Source organism: Trichocoleus sp. FACHB-90 (assembly GCF_014695505.1).
GTDB classification, from domain to species: domain Bacteria; phylum Cyanobacteriota; class Cyanobacteriia; order Cyanobacteriales; family FACHB-T130; genus Funiculus; species Funiculus sociatus.
Genome location: NZ_JACJOK010000013.1, coordinates 55,155 through 71,405, shown reverse-complemented (window position 1 = coordinate 71,405; position 16,251 = coordinate 55,155). Strand labels below are relative to the sequence as shown.

Annotated in this window: 14 protein-coding genes; 5 read left to right on the top strand and 9 right to left on the bottom strand. The window is 46.0% G+C overall.

Features of this window, described 5'->3' with window-relative positions:
- Positions 1–182: 182 nt before the first annotated feature.
- On the top strand, positions 183–560 hold the full coding sequence (locus H6F74_RS03320) for a rhodanese-like domain-containing protein (RefSeq protein WP_190436253.1): 378 nt from the start codon (positions 183–185) through the stop codon (positions 558–560).
- Positions 561–587: 27 nt separating this feature from the next.
- Here the strand turns inward: H6F74_RS03320 and H6F74_RS03315 are convergent, their stop codons facing one another.
- The 3 genes from H6F74_RS03315 to trpB are packed head-to-tail and all read right to left on the bottom strand — an operon-like array spanning position 588 to position 3,043.
- Complete coding sequence (locus tag H6F74_RS03315) at positions 588–1,211, bottom strand: ribonuclease H-like domain-containing protein (protein ID WP_190436250.1); 624 nt, start codon at positions 1,209–1,211, stop codon at positions 588–590.
- A 45-nt stretch (positions 1,212–1,256) separates the two neighbouring features.
- Positions 1,257–1,775, bottom strand: coding sequence for a CAP domain-containing protein (locus H6F74_RS03310; RefSeq protein ID WP_190436246.1), 519 nt, complete (start codon positions 1,773–1,775; stop codon positions 1,257–1,259).
- Positions 1,775–3,043, bottom strand: a complete 1,269-nt coding sequence (trpB, locus tag H6F74_RS03305) for a tryptophan synthase subunit beta (protein ID WP_190436243.1) — start codon at positions 3,041–3,043, stop codon at positions 1,775–1,777. Before trpB ends, H6F74_RS03310 begins: the two co-directional genes overlap by 1 nt.
- Before the next feature lie 165 nt (positions 3,044–3,208).
- Here trpB and H6F74_RS03300 point away from each other — a divergent pair, with 165 nt between their 5' ends.
- Positions 3,209–3,577, top strand: coding sequence for a translation initiation factor (locus H6F74_RS03300; RefSeq protein ID WP_190425209.1), 369 nt, complete (start codon positions 3,209–3,211; stop codon positions 3,575–3,577).
- A 278-nt stretch (positions 3,578–3,855) separates the two neighbouring features.
- Positions 3,856–7,221, top strand: a complete 3,366-nt coding sequence (locus tag H6F74_RS03295) for a PAS domain S-box protein (RefSeq protein WP_190436240.1) — start codon at positions 3,856–3,858, stop codon at positions 7,219–7,221.
- Positions 7,222–7,406: 185 nt separating this feature from the next.
- Here the strand turns inward: H6F74_RS03295 and H6F74_RS03290 are convergent, their stop codons facing one another.
- Positions 7,407–9,497 carry an ATP-binding protein gene (locus H6F74_RS03290; protein WP_190436238.1) on the bottom strand — a complete coding sequence of 697 codons (2,091 nt, stop codon included), beginning with the start codon at positions 9,495–9,497 and terminating at the stop codon, positions 7,407–7,409.
- Positions 9,498–9,903: 406 nt separating this feature from the next.
- On the opposite strand from H6F74_RS03290, the gene H6F74_RS03285 reads away from it, so the two are divergent.
- Entirely contained in the window at positions 9,904–10,062 is a 159-nt protein-coding gene (locus H6F74_RS03285; RefSeq protein WP_190436235.1) for a YqaE/Pmp3 family membrane protein, read from the top strand.
- A gap of 110 nt (positions 10,063–10,172) precedes the next feature.
- Here the strand turns inward: H6F74_RS03285 and H6F74_RS03280 are convergent, their stop codons facing one another.
- The 3 genes from H6F74_RS03280 to aroB form a co-directional block, all read right to left on the bottom strand.
- Positions 10,173–11,753 carry an NAD(P)H-quinone oxidoreductase subunit 4 gene (locus H6F74_RS03280; protein WP_190436232.1) on the bottom strand — a complete coding sequence of 527 codons (1,581 nt, stop codon included), beginning with the start codon at positions 11,751–11,753 and terminating at the stop codon, positions 10,173–10,175.
- Positions 11,754–12,172: 419 nt separating this feature from the next.
- Entirely contained in the window at positions 12,173–13,456 is a 1,284-nt protein-coding gene (locus tag H6F74_RS03275) for a glycosyltransferase (protein ID WP_190436229.1), read from the bottom strand.
- A 28-nt stretch (positions 13,457–13,484) separates the two neighbouring features.
- Entirely contained in the window at positions 13,485–14,582 is a 1,098-nt protein-coding gene (gene aroB / locus H6F74_RS03270) for a 3-dehydroquinate synthase (protein ID WP_190436226.1), read from the bottom strand.
- Between the two features lie 101 nt (positions 14,583–14,683).
- On the opposite strand from aroB, the gene H6F74_RS03265 reads away from it, so the two are divergent.
- A complete protein-coding gene (locus H6F74_RS03265; RefSeq protein ID WP_190436420.1) occupies positions 14,684–14,779 on the top strand; it encodes a cytochrome b6-f complex subunit PetL in 96 nt (31 codons plus the stop codon).
- A gap of 82 nt (positions 14,780–14,861) precedes the next feature.
- Here the strand turns inward: H6F74_RS03265 and H6F74_RS03260 are convergent, their stop codons facing one another.
- Positions 14,862–15,374, bottom strand: coding sequence for a hypothetical protein (locus tag H6F74_RS03260; RefSeq protein ID WP_190436224.1), 513 nt, complete (start codon positions 15,372–15,374; stop codon positions 14,862–14,864).
- 280 nt (positions 15,375–15,654) lie between these two features.
- Complete coding sequence (locus tag H6F74_RS03255) at positions 15,655–16,038, bottom strand: hypothetical protein (RefSeq protein ID WP_199300787.1); 384 nt, start codon at positions 16,036–16,038, stop codon at positions 15,655–15,657.
- Positions 16,039–16,251: the final 213 nt, after the last annotated feature.

Here is a 16,251-nt window from a genome sequence, read left to right as displayed (position 1 = left end):
TTTTGTGCTATACGCGATCGCTTACTGGATATCCCTACCCGATGTCTATGCTTGTTAAGTAATTGCACCTATACCAGTAGGCATAACTTGGACTGGATGTAAATATTTTATCTATAAGAATTTGCAATTCTTAAAACTTATTGTTAAATTGCAGAGAATATTATAAAAAGTCGCAGCCAGCCATGACTAACTTTTTCGGAATTATTCCCTCGCCGCCACCAATCGCCGCCCAGTCTCGCGTGTTTGATCTCAAAGCGCGACTGGACTGGGGCGAACCAGCGCTAACGATTATTGATGTAAGCGATCGCAGCTTTTTCAACATCTGCCATATCATGGGAGCTATCCCCATACCGATGAACGAATTGGTAAACCGCGCCCTATCTAGTTTAGAACTAGGTCGCGATATCTACGTATACGGCGAAACCGACGACGAAACAGCAGCAGCAGCTACAAAACTGCGTGCGGCTGGGTTTGAAAATGTGTCTGAACTTAGAGGCGGTGTAGCGGCGTGGAAGGCGGTTGGCTATCCAGTAGAAAGAAATCTATCTATAGATGTTTAAGCCTGACTAGAAAAGAACACTGCTATATCAGTGTTCAAAAATATCTTTATATTGCAGTAAATCTAGAGCTACTATAGTGGGCAAACACTTAAAGCACTCTTGGGCAATTTCCCAACGTTCTTCTCGTCGCAGCATAGCAATAAGTTTCTGCCGCACGCTCACTAGGTAACGCACATCATTCGCAGCATAGCGCAGTTGAGCCTCAGAAAGATTCTCTGCATTACCCCAGTCGGAACTTTGAGAACTTTTATCAAGTTCCACCTTTTCTAATTCTTGCACCAATTCCTTAAGACCGTGGCGGGGGGAATAGGTTCTAGCAAGTTTGCTGGCGATTTTTGTGCAGAAGATCGGCTGAACGTGGATGCCGAGATGATAACGCAGCTGGGCGACATCAAAACGAGCAAAGTGGAAGATTTTCAGGACGCTTTGGGCTTCCATTAGCTTTTTTAAATTGGGTGCGTCTGTTTGTCCTTTGGCAATTTGCACCACTGTTACTCTATCTTTAGAGTCGCACAGCTGCACCAGACACAAGCGATCGCGCTGCGGTAACAATCCCATTGTTTCCGTATCCACAGCGATCGCTTCCTCTTGCAGATACTCAGAAAGTATATTGTCGGGAAGGTCGCGATCGCAAACCTGAAAATCTTCCAATTTCCTCTCCTTACACCATTACTGAATTAAACCCAGCCAATTCCATTACCCGCGTTTGATAAAAATCTGCGTCAAGTAATACTCGCCCTTAGCATTCTGGACAACACCAATCCCAGTTAAATTAAAATCACCTTTAATATTTTTCAGATGACCGGGACTTTTTATCCAACCCTGAACCGCTTGGGTAGCCGGATCGCTGTAGCCTTGATTGTACGCCACATTCTCCGCCGCACTGCGATAGTTTATCGACGTGCCAATTTCCTTTACTCGCCCTTCAAAACCATCGTGACTAAAGGCAACTGTACCATTTGCCATTGCTTGACTGTGCGCCTTCGCCTCTTTGCTGATTTCAGCATTCAGAGTTAAGGGGGGCAAATTCTGGGACTTGCGATACTGATTTATCTGTTCGTGAACAGACTGTTCCAAGGTTGTGTAGGAACCAGAATTTGAGGTTGGTTGAGTCGCAGGCGTACTGGGTGGCGGCTGATTATTGAAGATATCGCAGCCACTCAGCCCAGCAGCCAGAAAAAGCATTCCCAAGGCTATCCGTGCGGATAATGGCATTACTTTTCTAGCGATTCCGTGTCTTTGAGCAACTTCGCGACTGTTTGCACATCCTTGTCACCGCGCCCAGAACAGTTGATGATAATGCGGGGATTGCCACTTAGTTGAGAGCAAAGAGTATCGAGGTATGCGATCGCGTGCGACGTTTCCAGCGCCGGAATAATCCCCTCCAACTGAGACATTCGCTTAAACGCTTCCAGCGCCTCAGCATCAGTCACACTATAATATTCTGCCCGACCTGCATCCTTGAGATAACTATGCTCCGGGCCAACACCAGGATAATCTAGCCCAGCGCTAATCGAATGCGCCTCCACAACCTGACCATCCTCATCTTGCAGCAAATAGCTCATCGCGCCGTGCAATACACCAACCCGCCCTTTTGTCAAGGTCGCCGCGTGTTTTTCTGTATTCACACCCTCACCAGCAGCCTCCACACCAATCAGCCGCACGCTAGGCTCATTCACAAACTCGTGAAATAGTCCCATTGCATTCGAGCCGCCGCCGACACAAGCTAGGAGAATATCCGGCAACCCGCCCCATTTTTCCATCGCTTGAGCGCGAGTTTCCTGACCAATTACCCTATGGAAATCTCGCACCATCATCGGGTAAGGATGCGGCCCCGCCACCGAACCCAAGATGTAATGAGTAGTTTCTACATTCGTCACCCAGTCCCGAATTGCTTCCGACGTGGCATCTTTGAGCGTTCCCGTCCCCGCTGCCACCGGGCGAACTTCCGCCCCCATCAGCCGCATCCGAAACACGTTCAGGGCTTGCCGTTCCATATCGTGAACGCCCATGTAGATGATGCAATCTAGTCCAAACCGGGCGCAAACCGTAGCTGTAGCGACGCCGTGCTGACCAGCACCCGTTTCGGCAATAATGCGTTGCTTGCCCATCCGCTTTGCCAACAATGCCTGAGCCAAAGCATTGTTAATTTTATGAGCGCCCGTGTGGTTCAAATCTTCTCGCTTCAGATAGATTTGCGGCCCCGTACCGTCTGGCTTAGCATAATGAGAAGTCAGGCGCTCGGCAAAGTAAAGCGGGCTTGGTCGTCCCACATAATCCCGCAACAGTTCTGTGAGTTCTTGTTGGAAAGCTGGATCTTTGCGATATTCCTCAAAAGCAGCTTCTAGCTCTAAGAGCGCAGGCATCAGTGTTTCCGGCACGTACTTGCCGCCAAAACGTCCAAATCTTCCTAGCGCATCGGGTTGTTGTGCAGAGGCGTTGGCACTTTCTTGAGGATTAGGAGAAATGGGAGTACGTGTCACAGTTATTAAAGGGAATCACAGCATAAACTTCATTATAGTTGTAGGGTGGGCAAAAAAAGGCTCTGATGCAAAAGGTAAAAGGTAAAAAATAATTCTCGATTTTTCCCTTTTTCCTTCTCAACCCCCACTGTACTTAATGGTTAAAGAACCTCATTCCTAACTGCGATGTCCTCTTCTAACCGCAAATCCTCCGATTCCCAAACATCTGCTCAAAAGCGCGTTGTCTACTCGGAATTTGGCAACGGCGATAATTCTGCTGCTTTTGAAAGGCCAATTGCCGAATTACCCTCAAATCAGCAAAATCTGAAAGTTCAGGCTTCTCGTAAAGGGCGCAAGGGAAAAACTGTGACGGTGATTAGTGGCTTTCAGGTGAAACCTGAAACTCTAGAAGCTCTCCTGAAGCAGCTAAAAACTCAGTGTGGCACTGGTGGCACTGTTAAAGATAATACTCTGGAAATTCAGGGCGATCATACGCAGAAACTCGTTGAAATTCTGACTAAATTAGGCTATAAAGCCAAAATTAGTGGCGGCTGATTTACTTAATTATATAAATTCAGGTGGTGGATAGAAGTTAGTAGCGATCGCTACTAACTTCTACCTGCATACCAATTTTTTTGCGTTTATTAAAAAATATTAAAATAATTCTAATTATTTAGGTATTTCATGGTAACTTTGCGAGTAAAACAGCTTGGGAGCTGCTTAAAATCGGTATTTTCTCTGTTTCATTTTCCATCGCATCAGTATAAATATCTAATTAGGGAATTTACCTGTTCCTGCTAATTAAAAAAGGTATTTTTTGTATTTTAATAACCATGAATGTTCCAGACAATGCGGAACTGCTACAATTGCTGGCGGAACACACCCCAGCAGCGATCGCGATATTCGACCGCGATATGCGTTACCTGATAACCAGTCGTCGCTGGCTAACAGATTATGGCTTAACTAACCAAGATATCATCGGTCGCTCTCATTACGAAGTCTTTCCCGAAATTCCCGATCGTTGGAAGCAGATCCACCAGCGCAGTTTGGCAGGAGAAGTCCAAAAGTGCGAAGCAGATCCCTTTCCCCGTGCTGATGGAACAATTGACTGGGTGAATTGGGAACTGCATCCTTGGCGGCAATCTTCGGGTGAAATCGGTGGCATTTTGATGATGACACAGGTAATTACTGAAAGTCCTGCTGTTAAAACGGTTAATAATAGCACAGAAGCAGCGCTAAAACAGGCAAAGGAAGCGTTAGAAATTATTGTTAAGGAGCGTAGTGCTGAACTCAACAATGCTATTGATCAATTGCAAGTTGAAATTGCCCAACGGGCGCGGGTAGAGGAAGCACTAAAAGAGAGCGAACAGCGACTACAGGCAATTTTGGATAACTCCCCAGCCTTAATCTATCTGAAAGATACGCAAGGACGATACCTTTTGGTCAACCGCCAATGCGAAGCTGTGTTCCACATCAACAAAGAAGAGTTAAAAGGTAAAACTGATTACGATATTTTCCCCAAGGAAACAGCAGACACATTTCGATATAACGACCAAAACGTGCTAGCAGCCAAAACTCCAATGGAGTTGGAGGAAGTTGTGCAAGATGACATTCACACTTACCTGACGCTGAATCCCCTCTGCGACGAGAACGGTGTTCCCTACGCTCTGTGCGGCATTTCCACCGATATAACAGAACGCAAAGCTGTTGAGGAAGAATTAATCAAAGAAAGGAACTTCAGCCGCACCCTGATGGAAGCGTGTCCGGCTTTTTTTGTCACACTAAGCGCAGATGGAAAGGTTCAGATGATGAACCCAGCGATGCTAAACGCATTGGGCTACACCTTAGAGGAGGTAGTGGGTAAAGATTACTTGTCGATGTTCGTCCCCGAAGCTGAGCAGGCGGGAGTTTTAGAGACTTTAGAGTGTCTCCTAAACTTTCGTGGATCAAACGTACATACCAACGAGGTACTAACCAAGACGGGTGAAAAGCGGTTGGTAGAGTGGCATGGTACGTTGGTGTTTAAAGAGACAGGCGAGGATGGCTGTCCCACAGTTGACTTTTTTATGGCGGTAGGGATTGACATTAGCGATCGCCAACAAGCTCTTGATGCACTTCGAGAAAGCGAGGAGCAATTTCGATTCACCTTTGAGCAAGCAGCTGTTGGCATCTGCCATATTTCTTTAGATGGACATTGGCTGTTTGTCAATCAAAAAGTTTGCCATCTGCTGGGTTACACCCAAGAAGAACTAAAGGCGCTTACCTTTGGGGATGTCACCCACCCGGATGACCTCAATAGCGATTTGGAATACATTCGCCAGCTGCTGGCTGGGGAGATTCAAAGTTATTCGATCCAGAAGCGTTACATCCGCAAAGATGGTTCCCTCGCCTGGGCGCAGCTAACTCCGATGCTGGTGCGCGAGGAGTCTGGCAAACCCAAATATTTTATTACCGTTATTCAAGACATTAGCTCGCGCATTGCCTTAGAAAAAGAATTAGCCTTACGCCAAGCTCGCTTTGATGCCTTTTTCTGTAGTGCAACGGCTGGATTAGCTATAGTAGATGACCAGCTGCGGTTTGTGCAGATCAACGAAATGCTGGCAGAAATCAATGGAATACCAGCAACAGACCATATCGGGAAGACTTTCTCAGACATCCTCCCCGAACTGGCACCAATTTTAGAAGCTACCTATAGGCAGGTTTTGACCACTGGCAAACCAATTCTTAACCTGGAAATCAGCGGTGAAACCCCACAACAACCAGGCGTAGAGCGATATTGCATGTGTTCTTATTTCCCCTTACCTGGGCAAGATGGCACGCTTATAGGTGTTGGTGCAGTGATCTTAGAAATTAGCGATCGCAAACGCGCAGAGGAAGCATTGCAAAAGAGCGAATCTAGAAATCGTGCCTTGATCCAAGCGCTTCCAGATTTGTTATTTCGCATGAGCTTTGATGGTACTTATCTCGACTTCCACGCGCCGACAGAAGATTCGCTCTTAATGCCTCCCAGCTTATTTATGGGCAAAAAGATATATGAGGTGATGCCCCCAGAGGTAGCTGAGTTTACGATGCAAAATCTTTTAAAAGCGATCGCTACTGGCGAAGCTCAAGTTTATGAGTATCAGATGCAGACGATGGACGGCAAAATGCGCGATTACGAAGCTCGGTATGCCGTCAGTGGGGAAACTGAAGTCCTGGTAATTGTGCGCGACATTACCGACAAAAAAGCCGTCGAACAAGCCTTAAAAACATCGGAAGCTCAATTGCGAGAACAGGCGCAACAGTTAGAAAAAACTTTGCGAGAATTGCAGAAAACCCAATTCCAGCTGATTCAATCAGAAAAAATGTCTTCTCTCGGTCAGCTAGTAGCAGGTGTAGCTCACGAAATTAACAACCCGGTAAGCTTCATCTATGGCAACATCACCCCCGCCACTGAATACGCGGAAGATTTGCTGCGTCTGCTGCAACTTTATCAAGAACAATATCCCAATCCCACCCCAGAAATCACAGAAGAAATACAAGCTATCGACTTGGATTTTCTCAAAGGAGACTTTCCCAAAGTTCTCTCTTCAATGAAAATGGGAGCTACGCGCATCTGCGACATCGTTCTGTCATTACGAACTTTCTCCCGCCTCGACGAAGCCGAAATGAAAGAGGTAGATATCCACGAAGGTATCGAAAGTACGCTGATGATTCTGGAAAATCGCCTGCGAGTTCAACCAAATCGTCCCGAAATCCAAGTAATCAAAACTTATGGTAATCTGCCGAAAGTTGACTGCTACGCCGGACAACTCAATCAGGTATTTATGAATATTATTAGTAATGCTATTGATGCCTTGGAAATCGGGACTAGGGACTGGGGACTAGGGACTGGGGAAAGAAGAATAGACCAGGAAGAAGAAGCCTTCTCCTCCTTATCCTCAGTTCCTACGATTCGGATTTGTACTGAAGTGCGAGGTAGCAATCATGTATCGATTCGGATTGCAGACAATGGTTCGGGGATAAACGAAGAAGTACGACGACGAATTTTTGATCCCTTCTATACCACAAAACCTATCGGCAAAGGCACTGGTTTAGGATTGTCGATTAGTTACCAAATAGTAGTCGAGAAACATTCTGGATCTTTGCGCTGTTTTTCTCAGATGGGGAAAGGTACGGAATTTGTTATTAAAATTCCCTTCCATCAGCTTGAGTGTTAGTTATAAGGCAATATAGTTCACTTAGAAGCTCAAAATCTCAAATCTGCGATTTGTTGGGTGAGGTGACTCAAACGCCACACACCAAGGCACCTCACCCAACAAATGCTTCTGATTGTTAGGTTTAAAGTCTGAAATCTAATGTTTTATGGGAATATCTTTAGGGACTCTACAACCCATATATCTCTTCAAAGTTCTGAAGGTTTTAGCGGCAAAGACACTGTAAAACAAGTTTGATTTGCACTACTTTCCAGCTGAATCGTACCTCCTAAAAGCGCCACTCGCTTTTGCACCAGCGCCAGTCCTAATCCAGTTCCACCCTGCTTCCAAGGATCGGTGCTGGGGATGCGGTAGAATTTCTCAAAAATCCGCTCCCTCTCGCTTGCTGGAATTTCCACCCCAGTATTATTCACGCTCACTTCTATTCTTGCTTGTGCGGCACGAGCTGTGACGATAATCTTTTCTTGAGTTGGCGTGTACTTGCAGGCATTGGTCAGCAACTCGCTTAAAATTCGCCCTAAACTGGCGTGGTCGCAAACTAAGGGAGGCAGTTCCGGCTCGATGTTAATTTCTAAGTTTAGCTGGCGTTCTTGAGTTTGCTGAACAAAAGGCTCGATAACTTTGGGAAGCCATTCGAGCATTTCAATTGTTGTCAGCACTAGGGGTTGAACTTCAGTATCAAGTTTTTGCCATTCCAAGAGGTCATTAACTAGGTTAATTTCTCGTTCGCATTCGTTATGTAAAATATGGAAGTAGCGAGCTACTTTGTTTCTTTTTGCCGGTGGCTTGGATAGCTCTGCGAATAATCCGTGGTCTTTATTCAAGGCAATGCCTAACATCTGAATTGCCATTTTCATGTTAGCGACAGGCGATCGCAATTCATGAGGAACGGTACTTAAGAAGTCATCTTTGAGGCGAGTGAGTTTTTCCAGTTCTACTACTTGGCTTCGGGTTGCTTGGTAAAGTCGAGCTTGGCGAATTGCGATCGCGCACCCAGAAGCGACTTGCTGCGCTAATCTGATTTCCAACTCGTTGAAACCATCCTCGTGCCGCTTGTATAACCACAGATCCCCCAACACCCCTTGGTTATCAAAAATCGGACAAGCTAAGATAGCCACTTGTCCGCGAATCCCTGGCACTAAGTAACAAAACTGGAAATACTGACCTTGCAACAATTGAGTATCTTCGGCAAACAAGTGGGCAATTGATACGACTTCCCCTAGAGCGGACGGCAATCCTATTGTGTACTCATGGGTAATAGTCGCCGTGTGATCAGCATTGTATAAAGCTGTATCGCAGCCTTCAACACCCAGCACCAGAGTTAATTCCTGTACGGCGGTTTGCAAAATCTGGTTTTCATCGAGAGTATCTCGCAATTTGTCGGTAATAAGTTTAAGCATTGCTTCAAACTTGAGCGCCTGTTGTAGCGCCCAAGTGCGACGCAAGAGCGTTTGGCGAAGTAACATATTGTGGGGCGCTTGGCACTCTGTTACATCCGCTAGTTCGCCTTCCGGTTCTAGGGATTCTGCAAGCAAGTTTTCTAAATCTTCTTGGACGCACTCCAGCTTTCTTTGGTTAAGACAAACCACCGGATTGTATTTAGTCTCAGTAATATCTTGCAGGAACCAGCGCAACCCTACCACTTGATGAGGTTGCTGCACTTGGCGCACTGGCTCCACACTTAATACACCAGTAAACAGTTCGCCTTGGGCTTTGGCTAAGCCGATTTCCCAATTTTTGACAACCGCCCCTTGTTGCAATGCGCTAAGCTGAGCATGAAAGTCACCACGAGCATCGGCGGCGACAAACTCCACTAAAGAGTTACCCAGCAGGCACTCCTGAGAATTGTCCAACAATTGTGCTGCTGTCCGATTGGCTTCTAGAATTACCCCTTGTGGATTTGTCACCAGGTAGCCAATATCATTACTCGACGCGATCGCTACTATTGGATCATCGGAATCCGCTTGACGATGTAACTCCCGATCAGATTGATAATGCTGTCCCTGTGCGACGAGTTCTACACGAGTGTTGGTAGCCAATCTTCTTTGGCGTACCTGGTAGCGCAGTTGTTCTGTCACCACTGGCATTTCTTGCAGTTGGCTGGATAATTTCTCCAGAACTTCCACTATCGGCTGCTTTTGCGGCTCCGATAACTCTTGGGCATACTGCCACAACTCCTGCAAGCGTTGTTGGGAATCCTCAAAGAGCTGGTCAAGGTCATTTATCATTGCACCCCTCACTCGCTTGAACCAGGCTGCTCTAACAGCAGAATTACTCATAAAAATGACCGTTCGAGTTAACCGGATATCCTGAAATGATATCCAATGCGATCGCTACCTTAATTTGTCAACAGGATAACTTCATATTTTGCGATCGCGCCACTAAACTAAAATGCCGACGCTCTACCAGCGAAAAAGTTCATTATTATAACTAATATTCATATTTTTTTACTTCACCAGCTATGCACAACATTTATTTTATGGCATCGCTCGGCTGCCGGGCATTTAATTTAGCTCCAATAAGCGCCCGAAGGGAAAAGCAACAACTGGCTTTTACAGTTTTTAATTTCTAATTTCTTATTTTTAATTGCTTAGAGCCGCTTTTCTATCTCAATAGAGATGGCTCAGCCCAGTATCGATGCTACTCTTGAGAAGTATCAACCATAACTCTTATACGGAGGCTATTATGGATTTTTTCCGCATACTCATAGCCATTTTTATTCCACCTCTTGGAGTTTTCTTGCAAGTAGGGATTGGCACAGACTTTTGGATTAATCTCGTCTTGACTTTCCTAGGTTATATACCAGGGATTATCCATGCAATATGGGTTATTGTCAGAAAATAGCCATAATTCCTGCTTTTTCCTAACATTTGCATACCCACAATAAAACAAAAAAGGAGCCTTAAACAATCAGGCTCCTTAAATTAAGTTTAATTTCCAGCCAGGAAGGAAACTTAATCAACCGCACCAGGTAGTTTTGGTGCCACTAAAGCTTGAGAATACAGAGGCGCTTGTTTTTGGGCAACCAGCGTCAGCACATTACGTGCCTGCGCTGCAACTGCAACAGTCTTAACATCATAGGTTTGAGTCGCCACCTTGGGATACAAACCAATTCCGATGATGGGAATTAACAAGCAAGCAGTGATAAACACTTCACGAGGCTTAGCATCCATCGCTACTAATGTCGCCAATTCTGGATTAGACTGCCCGTAGAATACTTGACGCAGCAAATCCAGTAAATACATTGGTGTAAGAATCAATCCCACCGCCGCCAACAGCACCACCACAACTTTGAAAATGGGGCTGTAAACATCGCTTGTCGTCAAGCCTAAAAATACCGTCAGTTCGCCCACAAAACCGCTCATTCCCGGTAACGCGAGGGAAGCCATCGAACCCACTGTGAACAAGGCAAACACCTTCGGCATTTGTTTGGCAAGTCCCCCCATTTTTTCCATCATCAAGCTGTGGGTGCGGTCGTAGGTAACGCCTGAGAGGAAGAATAAGGCCGCCGCAATTAAGCCGTGGGAAACCATTTGCAGCACCGCACCATTCAAACCCAAATCTGTGAACGAGGCGATACCAATCAGCACAAAGCCCATGTGGGAAATTGAAGAATAAGCCAACCGCCGTTTGAGATTGGTTTGGGCAAAAGCGGTCAAAGCGCCGTAGATAATGTTAACCATGCCCAGAATTACTAGCACTGGCGCGAAGTAAGCATGGGCATTAGGTAGCATTTCCATGTTCATGCGAATCAGCGCATAACCGCCCATTTTCAGCAACACCCCAGCCAAAATCATCGAAACGGGGGCGGAAGCTTCGCCGTGGGCATCTGGTAGCCAAGTGTGCAGGGGGAAAATCGGCAGTTTGACACCAAAGGCAATCAAGAATCCAGCATAAGCAGCTAATTCTAATGCTTTGGGATAATGCTTGGCTGCTAGCGCCGCCATGTCAAAGGTGACTGTATCGCCTGAAAATGCCATCAAGAAGGCTGATACCAGAATGAATACAGACGCCAAGGCGGTGTAGAGGATAAACTTGGTGGCTGCATATCGGCGCTTTTCTCCGCCCCAGATGGAGATCAGTAGGTAGACTGGCACTAATTCCAGTTCCCACATCATGAAGAATAAGAGCATATCCTGGGCGGCAAAGACACCAATCTGGGCGCTTAACATCACCAGCATCAGGAAGTAAAACAAGCGTGGCTTTTTGGTAACTTTCCAACCCGCAAATATAGCTAGGGTAGTGACTAGGCCAGTTAAGACAATTAGTGGCATTGACAACCCATCGACCGCCATTGACCAGTTCAGTCCCAGTTGTGGCACCCAGGCGTAGTTTTCTACCAGTTGAAAGCCTGGGTTATTTAGGTCGTAGTGATACCAAAAGGCATAAACCATCAGGGCAAAGTCTACCAACGCTACCCCAAGGGCGTACCAGCGAACAGTTTTGCCTTCTTTATCAGGTAGTACCGGGATGGCAAAAGAAGCTAATAGGGGCAGCAGAACAATAGTGGTTATCCACGGGAATTGTGCGTTCATTATCTAGAACCTACGCAAGGTTGAGGGGTATAGCAGGGGTTTCAGGTTGCGTATGGCAGGTACTTGCTTTGGCTACCTGTACTTGTCCCGTAAAATTTTCCTTAATTGACTGAACTAAAAAGTGACGTCTTAGGAATAAATACTTACAATATGAATATATACCTTAAATAACTAAAGTAACAAGCTGTTAATTTAAATAAATTTATGTTAAGCATCGAGGGATAAAAAAAAGACGTGCGTGTTGACACCCCAGACCTCCGAACTTCTATGCTCTGCATGGGAATTCCTTAACGCAAACTCTGTATCCATTACAGGGTGAGCATTCTGATGAAGTGGTGTATGGGAGTAAAGCCTAGAGCTTCTATGTATGCGTTCCCAGTCAGAGACTAGGAACGAGGCAAATGTGATATTTAGGAAGGTCAACCGTTAGCATCACAAAGAACAGGCTTTCCTGTAGATATAGCCTGTTCAATAATATCGGCAGCTCGACGAACTCCTCCAGCACGGTGAATTGCTGCTTGTAACCTGGTAGCATTCTGCTTGTAAGAATCTTGAGTCATCACCCCTTGTATAGCTGCTCGTAACTTGGGAACGCTCAACCGAGACAACTGCACAACTTCCCCACAACCCGTCCAAGCTATACGCGCTGCTACTCCCGGCTGATCGTTGGCAATCGGAATCGCTACCATTGGCACGCCATTACTCAAAGATTCCAAAGTAGTATTCATGCCTGCATGGGTAATCGTCAGGGCGGCTTTTTGTAGTAACTCTAGTTGGGGTGCATATTCTACAACCAAGGGAGAACCAGGCAGTTCTGGGAGCGATTCTGGGGTAGTTGAACCACCCAGAGAAAGCACTAACTGAGCATCTAATCCCTCACAAGCTGCGGCAATATCGCGGAAAATATCCAGCAGGCGATTTTGTACAGTTCCCATAGAGGCGTAAATTAAGGGTTTTCCCGTTAACTTTTCCAAGGGAAAAGATACAGGTTCTCGGCTGGCTGGATTGTGGTATGGGCCAGTAAAATGAAAGACTTTAGGTAAATGCTGCCTTGGGAAGTCAAACTCAGCTGGCTGTTGACTCAACTGCGCTAGTTGGGAGTATTGATCGTTCGAGTGAACGTAGAGGGGTAAATTCCACCTTTGGCGATACTCGCTTATCACGTCCCGGACTGGCTTAGTGATGCGATTGAATAGATTGTAAGCTGCTTTGTTCCGCAGACGCGCCCACAATGCAGTGTTATAACTCCAAGGTGAAGAAAATGGGGGAACGCTGTCTTCTTGATTAACCATCATGGCGCTGCACACAGTAATGAAGGGAATCTCTAGAAATTCTGCTACCGTCCCTCCCCCATATGAAATTTGGTCTACTAACAATGCTTCTACACCTGCTGTTTTAAGGGCTGCCGGAGCCTCCCGAAGCAGCATAGCAGCACTCTGTTGGATCAGACTGATGGTATAGCGCAAGGCAGCGAGTCCGCTTAGTTTCCCCAATTCTCCCAAAGCTTGCTTAGTTATCCCCTGTGGGAACTCGGATTCTCCAATTGCCCAAAAGTCCAATCCGGCTGCAAGTGTCTTGGGTTGGGCATCGTCAATCCCGAAGAGAGTGACGCGATGACCGCGAGAAAGCAGTTCGCGTCCTAAAGTGGTTATTGGGTTGAGGTGTCCTGTTGCTGTAGGACAGATGATGCCATAGTGAGTCATATCAAATAGTGGTAATTGGTAATTTGTATTAGCTACTCATCTGTTGCAGCACTTGTTTTATCACATCCCGTGGCACCTGGTCGGTTACAATTGCTGCTCCAATTTGCGTCGGGAGGACAAAGCGCACTTTTCCGGCTTTAACTTTTTTATCGGTCGAGAGAGCGTCTACAATTGCTTCAATATCTAGTCCTGGTGGTAAGGCGGTAGGTAATCCGGCTTTTTGGATTAAGGCGTTTTGACGCTCTGAGGCTACCTTATCCCACATCTGTAGGTTTACGGCAATTTCACCCGCCGCTACCATGCCAATAGCTACAGCTTCACCGTGATTAACTACGCGGTATTCGGTTAAGCTTTCGACTGCATGACCGATGGTGTGACCGTAGTTGAGAATTGCTCTGAGTCCAGCTTCTTTTTCATCTTTGCTTACTACATCAGCTTTAGCTTGGCAAGAGCGAGTCAGGATTTCTTGTAATAATCCTGGGTCTAGATTGTCCAGACAGTCGAGATATTGCGATCGCTCCATCTGAGAAAATAATTCTGCATCCCAGATAATCCCGTACTTAATAACTTCTGCGATTCCAGCCCGAAACTCGCGCACAGGCAAAGTTTTCAGCACTTCTGGATCTATTAAAACTTCTCGCGGTTGATGGAAAGCACCAATTAAATTTTTCCCTTGGGGATGATTAACTCCCGTTTTCCCGCCAATTGACGCATCAACCATCGCCAACAGCGTTGTCGGTACTTGCACAAAGTTAATCCCGCGCAGCCAACTGGCAGATGCAAAGCCAGTCATATCGCCAATCACGCCACCGCCCAAAGCTACCATAGTTGAGGAACGTTCTAAACGATTTTCTAAGGCAGCGTCGTAGATTTTTTGTAGTGAGTCGAGAGTTTTGTAGCTTTCGCCAGCTGGGAGCGTAATTTGTGCGACTTCAAAACCAGCTTCCTTGAGGGATGCGATCGCCACTTCCCCATAATATTGAAAAATTACCGGGTTAGAAACGACTAATACCTTCTTACCCAGGTTTAGCGAGATGATTCTGTTGCCGAGTTTTGCCAGATTGCCAGATGCGATCGCAATCTCGTAAGATTCCTGTGGTAAATTAACCCCAATAACCGATTCCATAAGTCTTCCCCATCAAAGAGCGATCGCTTGTCGGCTGTATTCTACTCCAGTTGATGATTCAATAGTTCATAGTCGATATTAGGTTAACGCGAAAAATGGATATCTCTGCTGCGATCGCTTACATTTTGATTTTGGGTGCTGCCTTTGGTGCAGCTTTAGCGCTATTTTTCGGTCTTCGCGCCATCAAGCTAATTTAACAAGGATGGATTGGGGATTGGGGACTAGGGACTAGGGACTGGGTAAGATTCTTTCCAATTCCCAATCCCCAATCCCCAATCCCTATTTTCCTGAGACTGTCAGCTGTTGCAAATTTCGCTTCTTACTTTCTACTTGATTGTCAGTAGCTAGACGCGCCATCTGGATTGTTTTTGGGAAAACTCCTACCAACTGAGCCAAAATGTCATCCGGCATTTGCGTAGTTGCTTCGGGGCCAAAGTATCTCTCAAATAGCCTTAAAATCGCCACGGCACGGTGCAACGGTACGCAATGCTCAATTGCTTTTTGATTCAAGCGAATCCATTGCTGCCGGATGACATAAGCTTTTTGACGTTCTGCAAGAGACTCTGGGTAAACCACAGACGGATTGCCGATGGGGATTACCCGACGGCAATTGATATCAAACAAACTGCCCACAGCTGCGCCTGGGCCTGCCATTTCCGCATGATGCCGATGGCAGATGATTATAGCACTGCCGGGAAACCCGTTGACCTTAAGCAGTTGCCCACTCTTCAACTGATTTAAGATTTCTGTGGGTTGAGCGATCGCGATGGGGACGAGAGCTTTGTCTGGCATCGTAGGTCACAGAATCTTCAATTTTAAGTTTTATACATTTCTTTATATACGGAAGTGATTAAAACTGTGTGAGGGGTGTGATACCCATCTTTCTTTTAAGTGATCTTCCTCACAATATTTTTGTCACAAGCACAGTACGTGTGCAAGAAATTTAGTTAGCAAGGGAATTATGCCGCCCAACCTGTACTCGTCTCTACATGATGCCGAGGACGCGCGAAAAACTATGCTTGTGTTCTCTCTCTGATTAAGTTCGTCTGGCGGCATCCAAGAGCGCCTGAAATTACTCTATGGTCGCCAGAGGTAATATTGCTGTTTTAGCGTTCTGGTTGAGGAGCAGTTTGCCTGTAGCACTGACACTAAAATCTTTTCCGGGTGTGAATCCTTTGCCAATCAACTGCTTGCAGACAGCGACTGAAGTAATTCTGCGGATTTCTTGCATCACATCGCTAGGAATCAGATGTTTTATAGTCCAGATAACTGATTCGGTGTCAAACCACATCAAACGCTCAATACTCACCAGCATCACACCAGCTACATCTTCAAGCGTCATCTGAGTTTTGAGATTGGCAATTAGGTCTTCCCCTATCTGGCTGTTACGGGTCATCATTGCCGCAGCCATCTTGCCAATTTCTTGTTCCAACTCTAAACAGTTCATTTCTGCCATTTGAGTTTTCTTCCTGATTGTTTTCGCAGTTCTGCCAAGTATACCCAAAGAAAGACGTAAATATTCCGTTAGATGGATGTAAAGAAAAGTTTTTTTTCTAAAATTATATGAACCCTGTTTATCACTCGACCTAAAAAAGCAAACAGTCGCCTTTAACGGGAGAAGCGATCGCTTAGTGCATAGATTGGCATAAATCTCAAAGCTTCCTGACCG

Coding starts and splice junctions, on each gene's coding strand:
- H6F74_RS03320 (WP_190436253.1), top strand. CDS start 183: ATGACTAACTTTTTCGGAATTATTCCCTCGCCGCCACCAATCGCCGCC.
- H6F74_RS03310 (WP_190436246.1), bottom strand. CDS start 1,775: ATGCCATTATCCGCACGGATAGCCTTGGGAATGCTTTTTCTGGCTGCT.
- H6F74_RS03300 (WP_190425209.1), top strand. CDS start 3,209: ATGTCCTCTTCTAACCGCAAATCCTCCGATTCCCAAACATCTGCTCAA.
- H6F74_RS03295 (WP_190436240.1), top strand. CDS start 3,856: ATGAATGTTCCAGACAATGCGGAACTGCTACAATTGCTGGCGGAACAC.
- H6F74_RS03290 (WP_190436238.1), bottom strand. CDS start 9,497: ATGAGTAATTCTGCTGTTAGAGCAGCCTGGTTCAAGCGAGTGAGGGGT.
- H6F74_RS03285 (WP_190436235.1), top strand. CDS start 9,904: ATGGATTTTTTCCGCATACTCATAGCCATTTTTATTCCACCTCTTGGA.
- H6F74_RS03280 (WP_190436232.1), bottom strand. CDS start 11,753: ATGAACGCACAATTCCCGTGGATAACCACTATTGTTCTGCTGCCCCTA.
- H6F74_RS03275 (WP_190436229.1), bottom strand. CDS start 13,456: ATGACTCACTATGGCATCATCTGTCCTACAGCAACAGGACACCTCAAC.
- aroB (WP_190436226.1), bottom strand. CDS start 14,582: ATGGAATCGGTTATTGGGGTTAATTTACCACAGGAATCTTACGAGATT.
- H6F74_RS03260 (WP_190436224.1), bottom strand. CDS start 15,374: ATGCCAGACAAAGCTCTCGTCCCCATCGCGATCGCTCAACCCACAGAA.
- H6F74_RS03255 (WP_199300787.1), bottom strand. CDS start 16,038: ATGGCAGAAATGAACTGTTTAGAGTTGGAACAAGAAATTGGCAAGATG.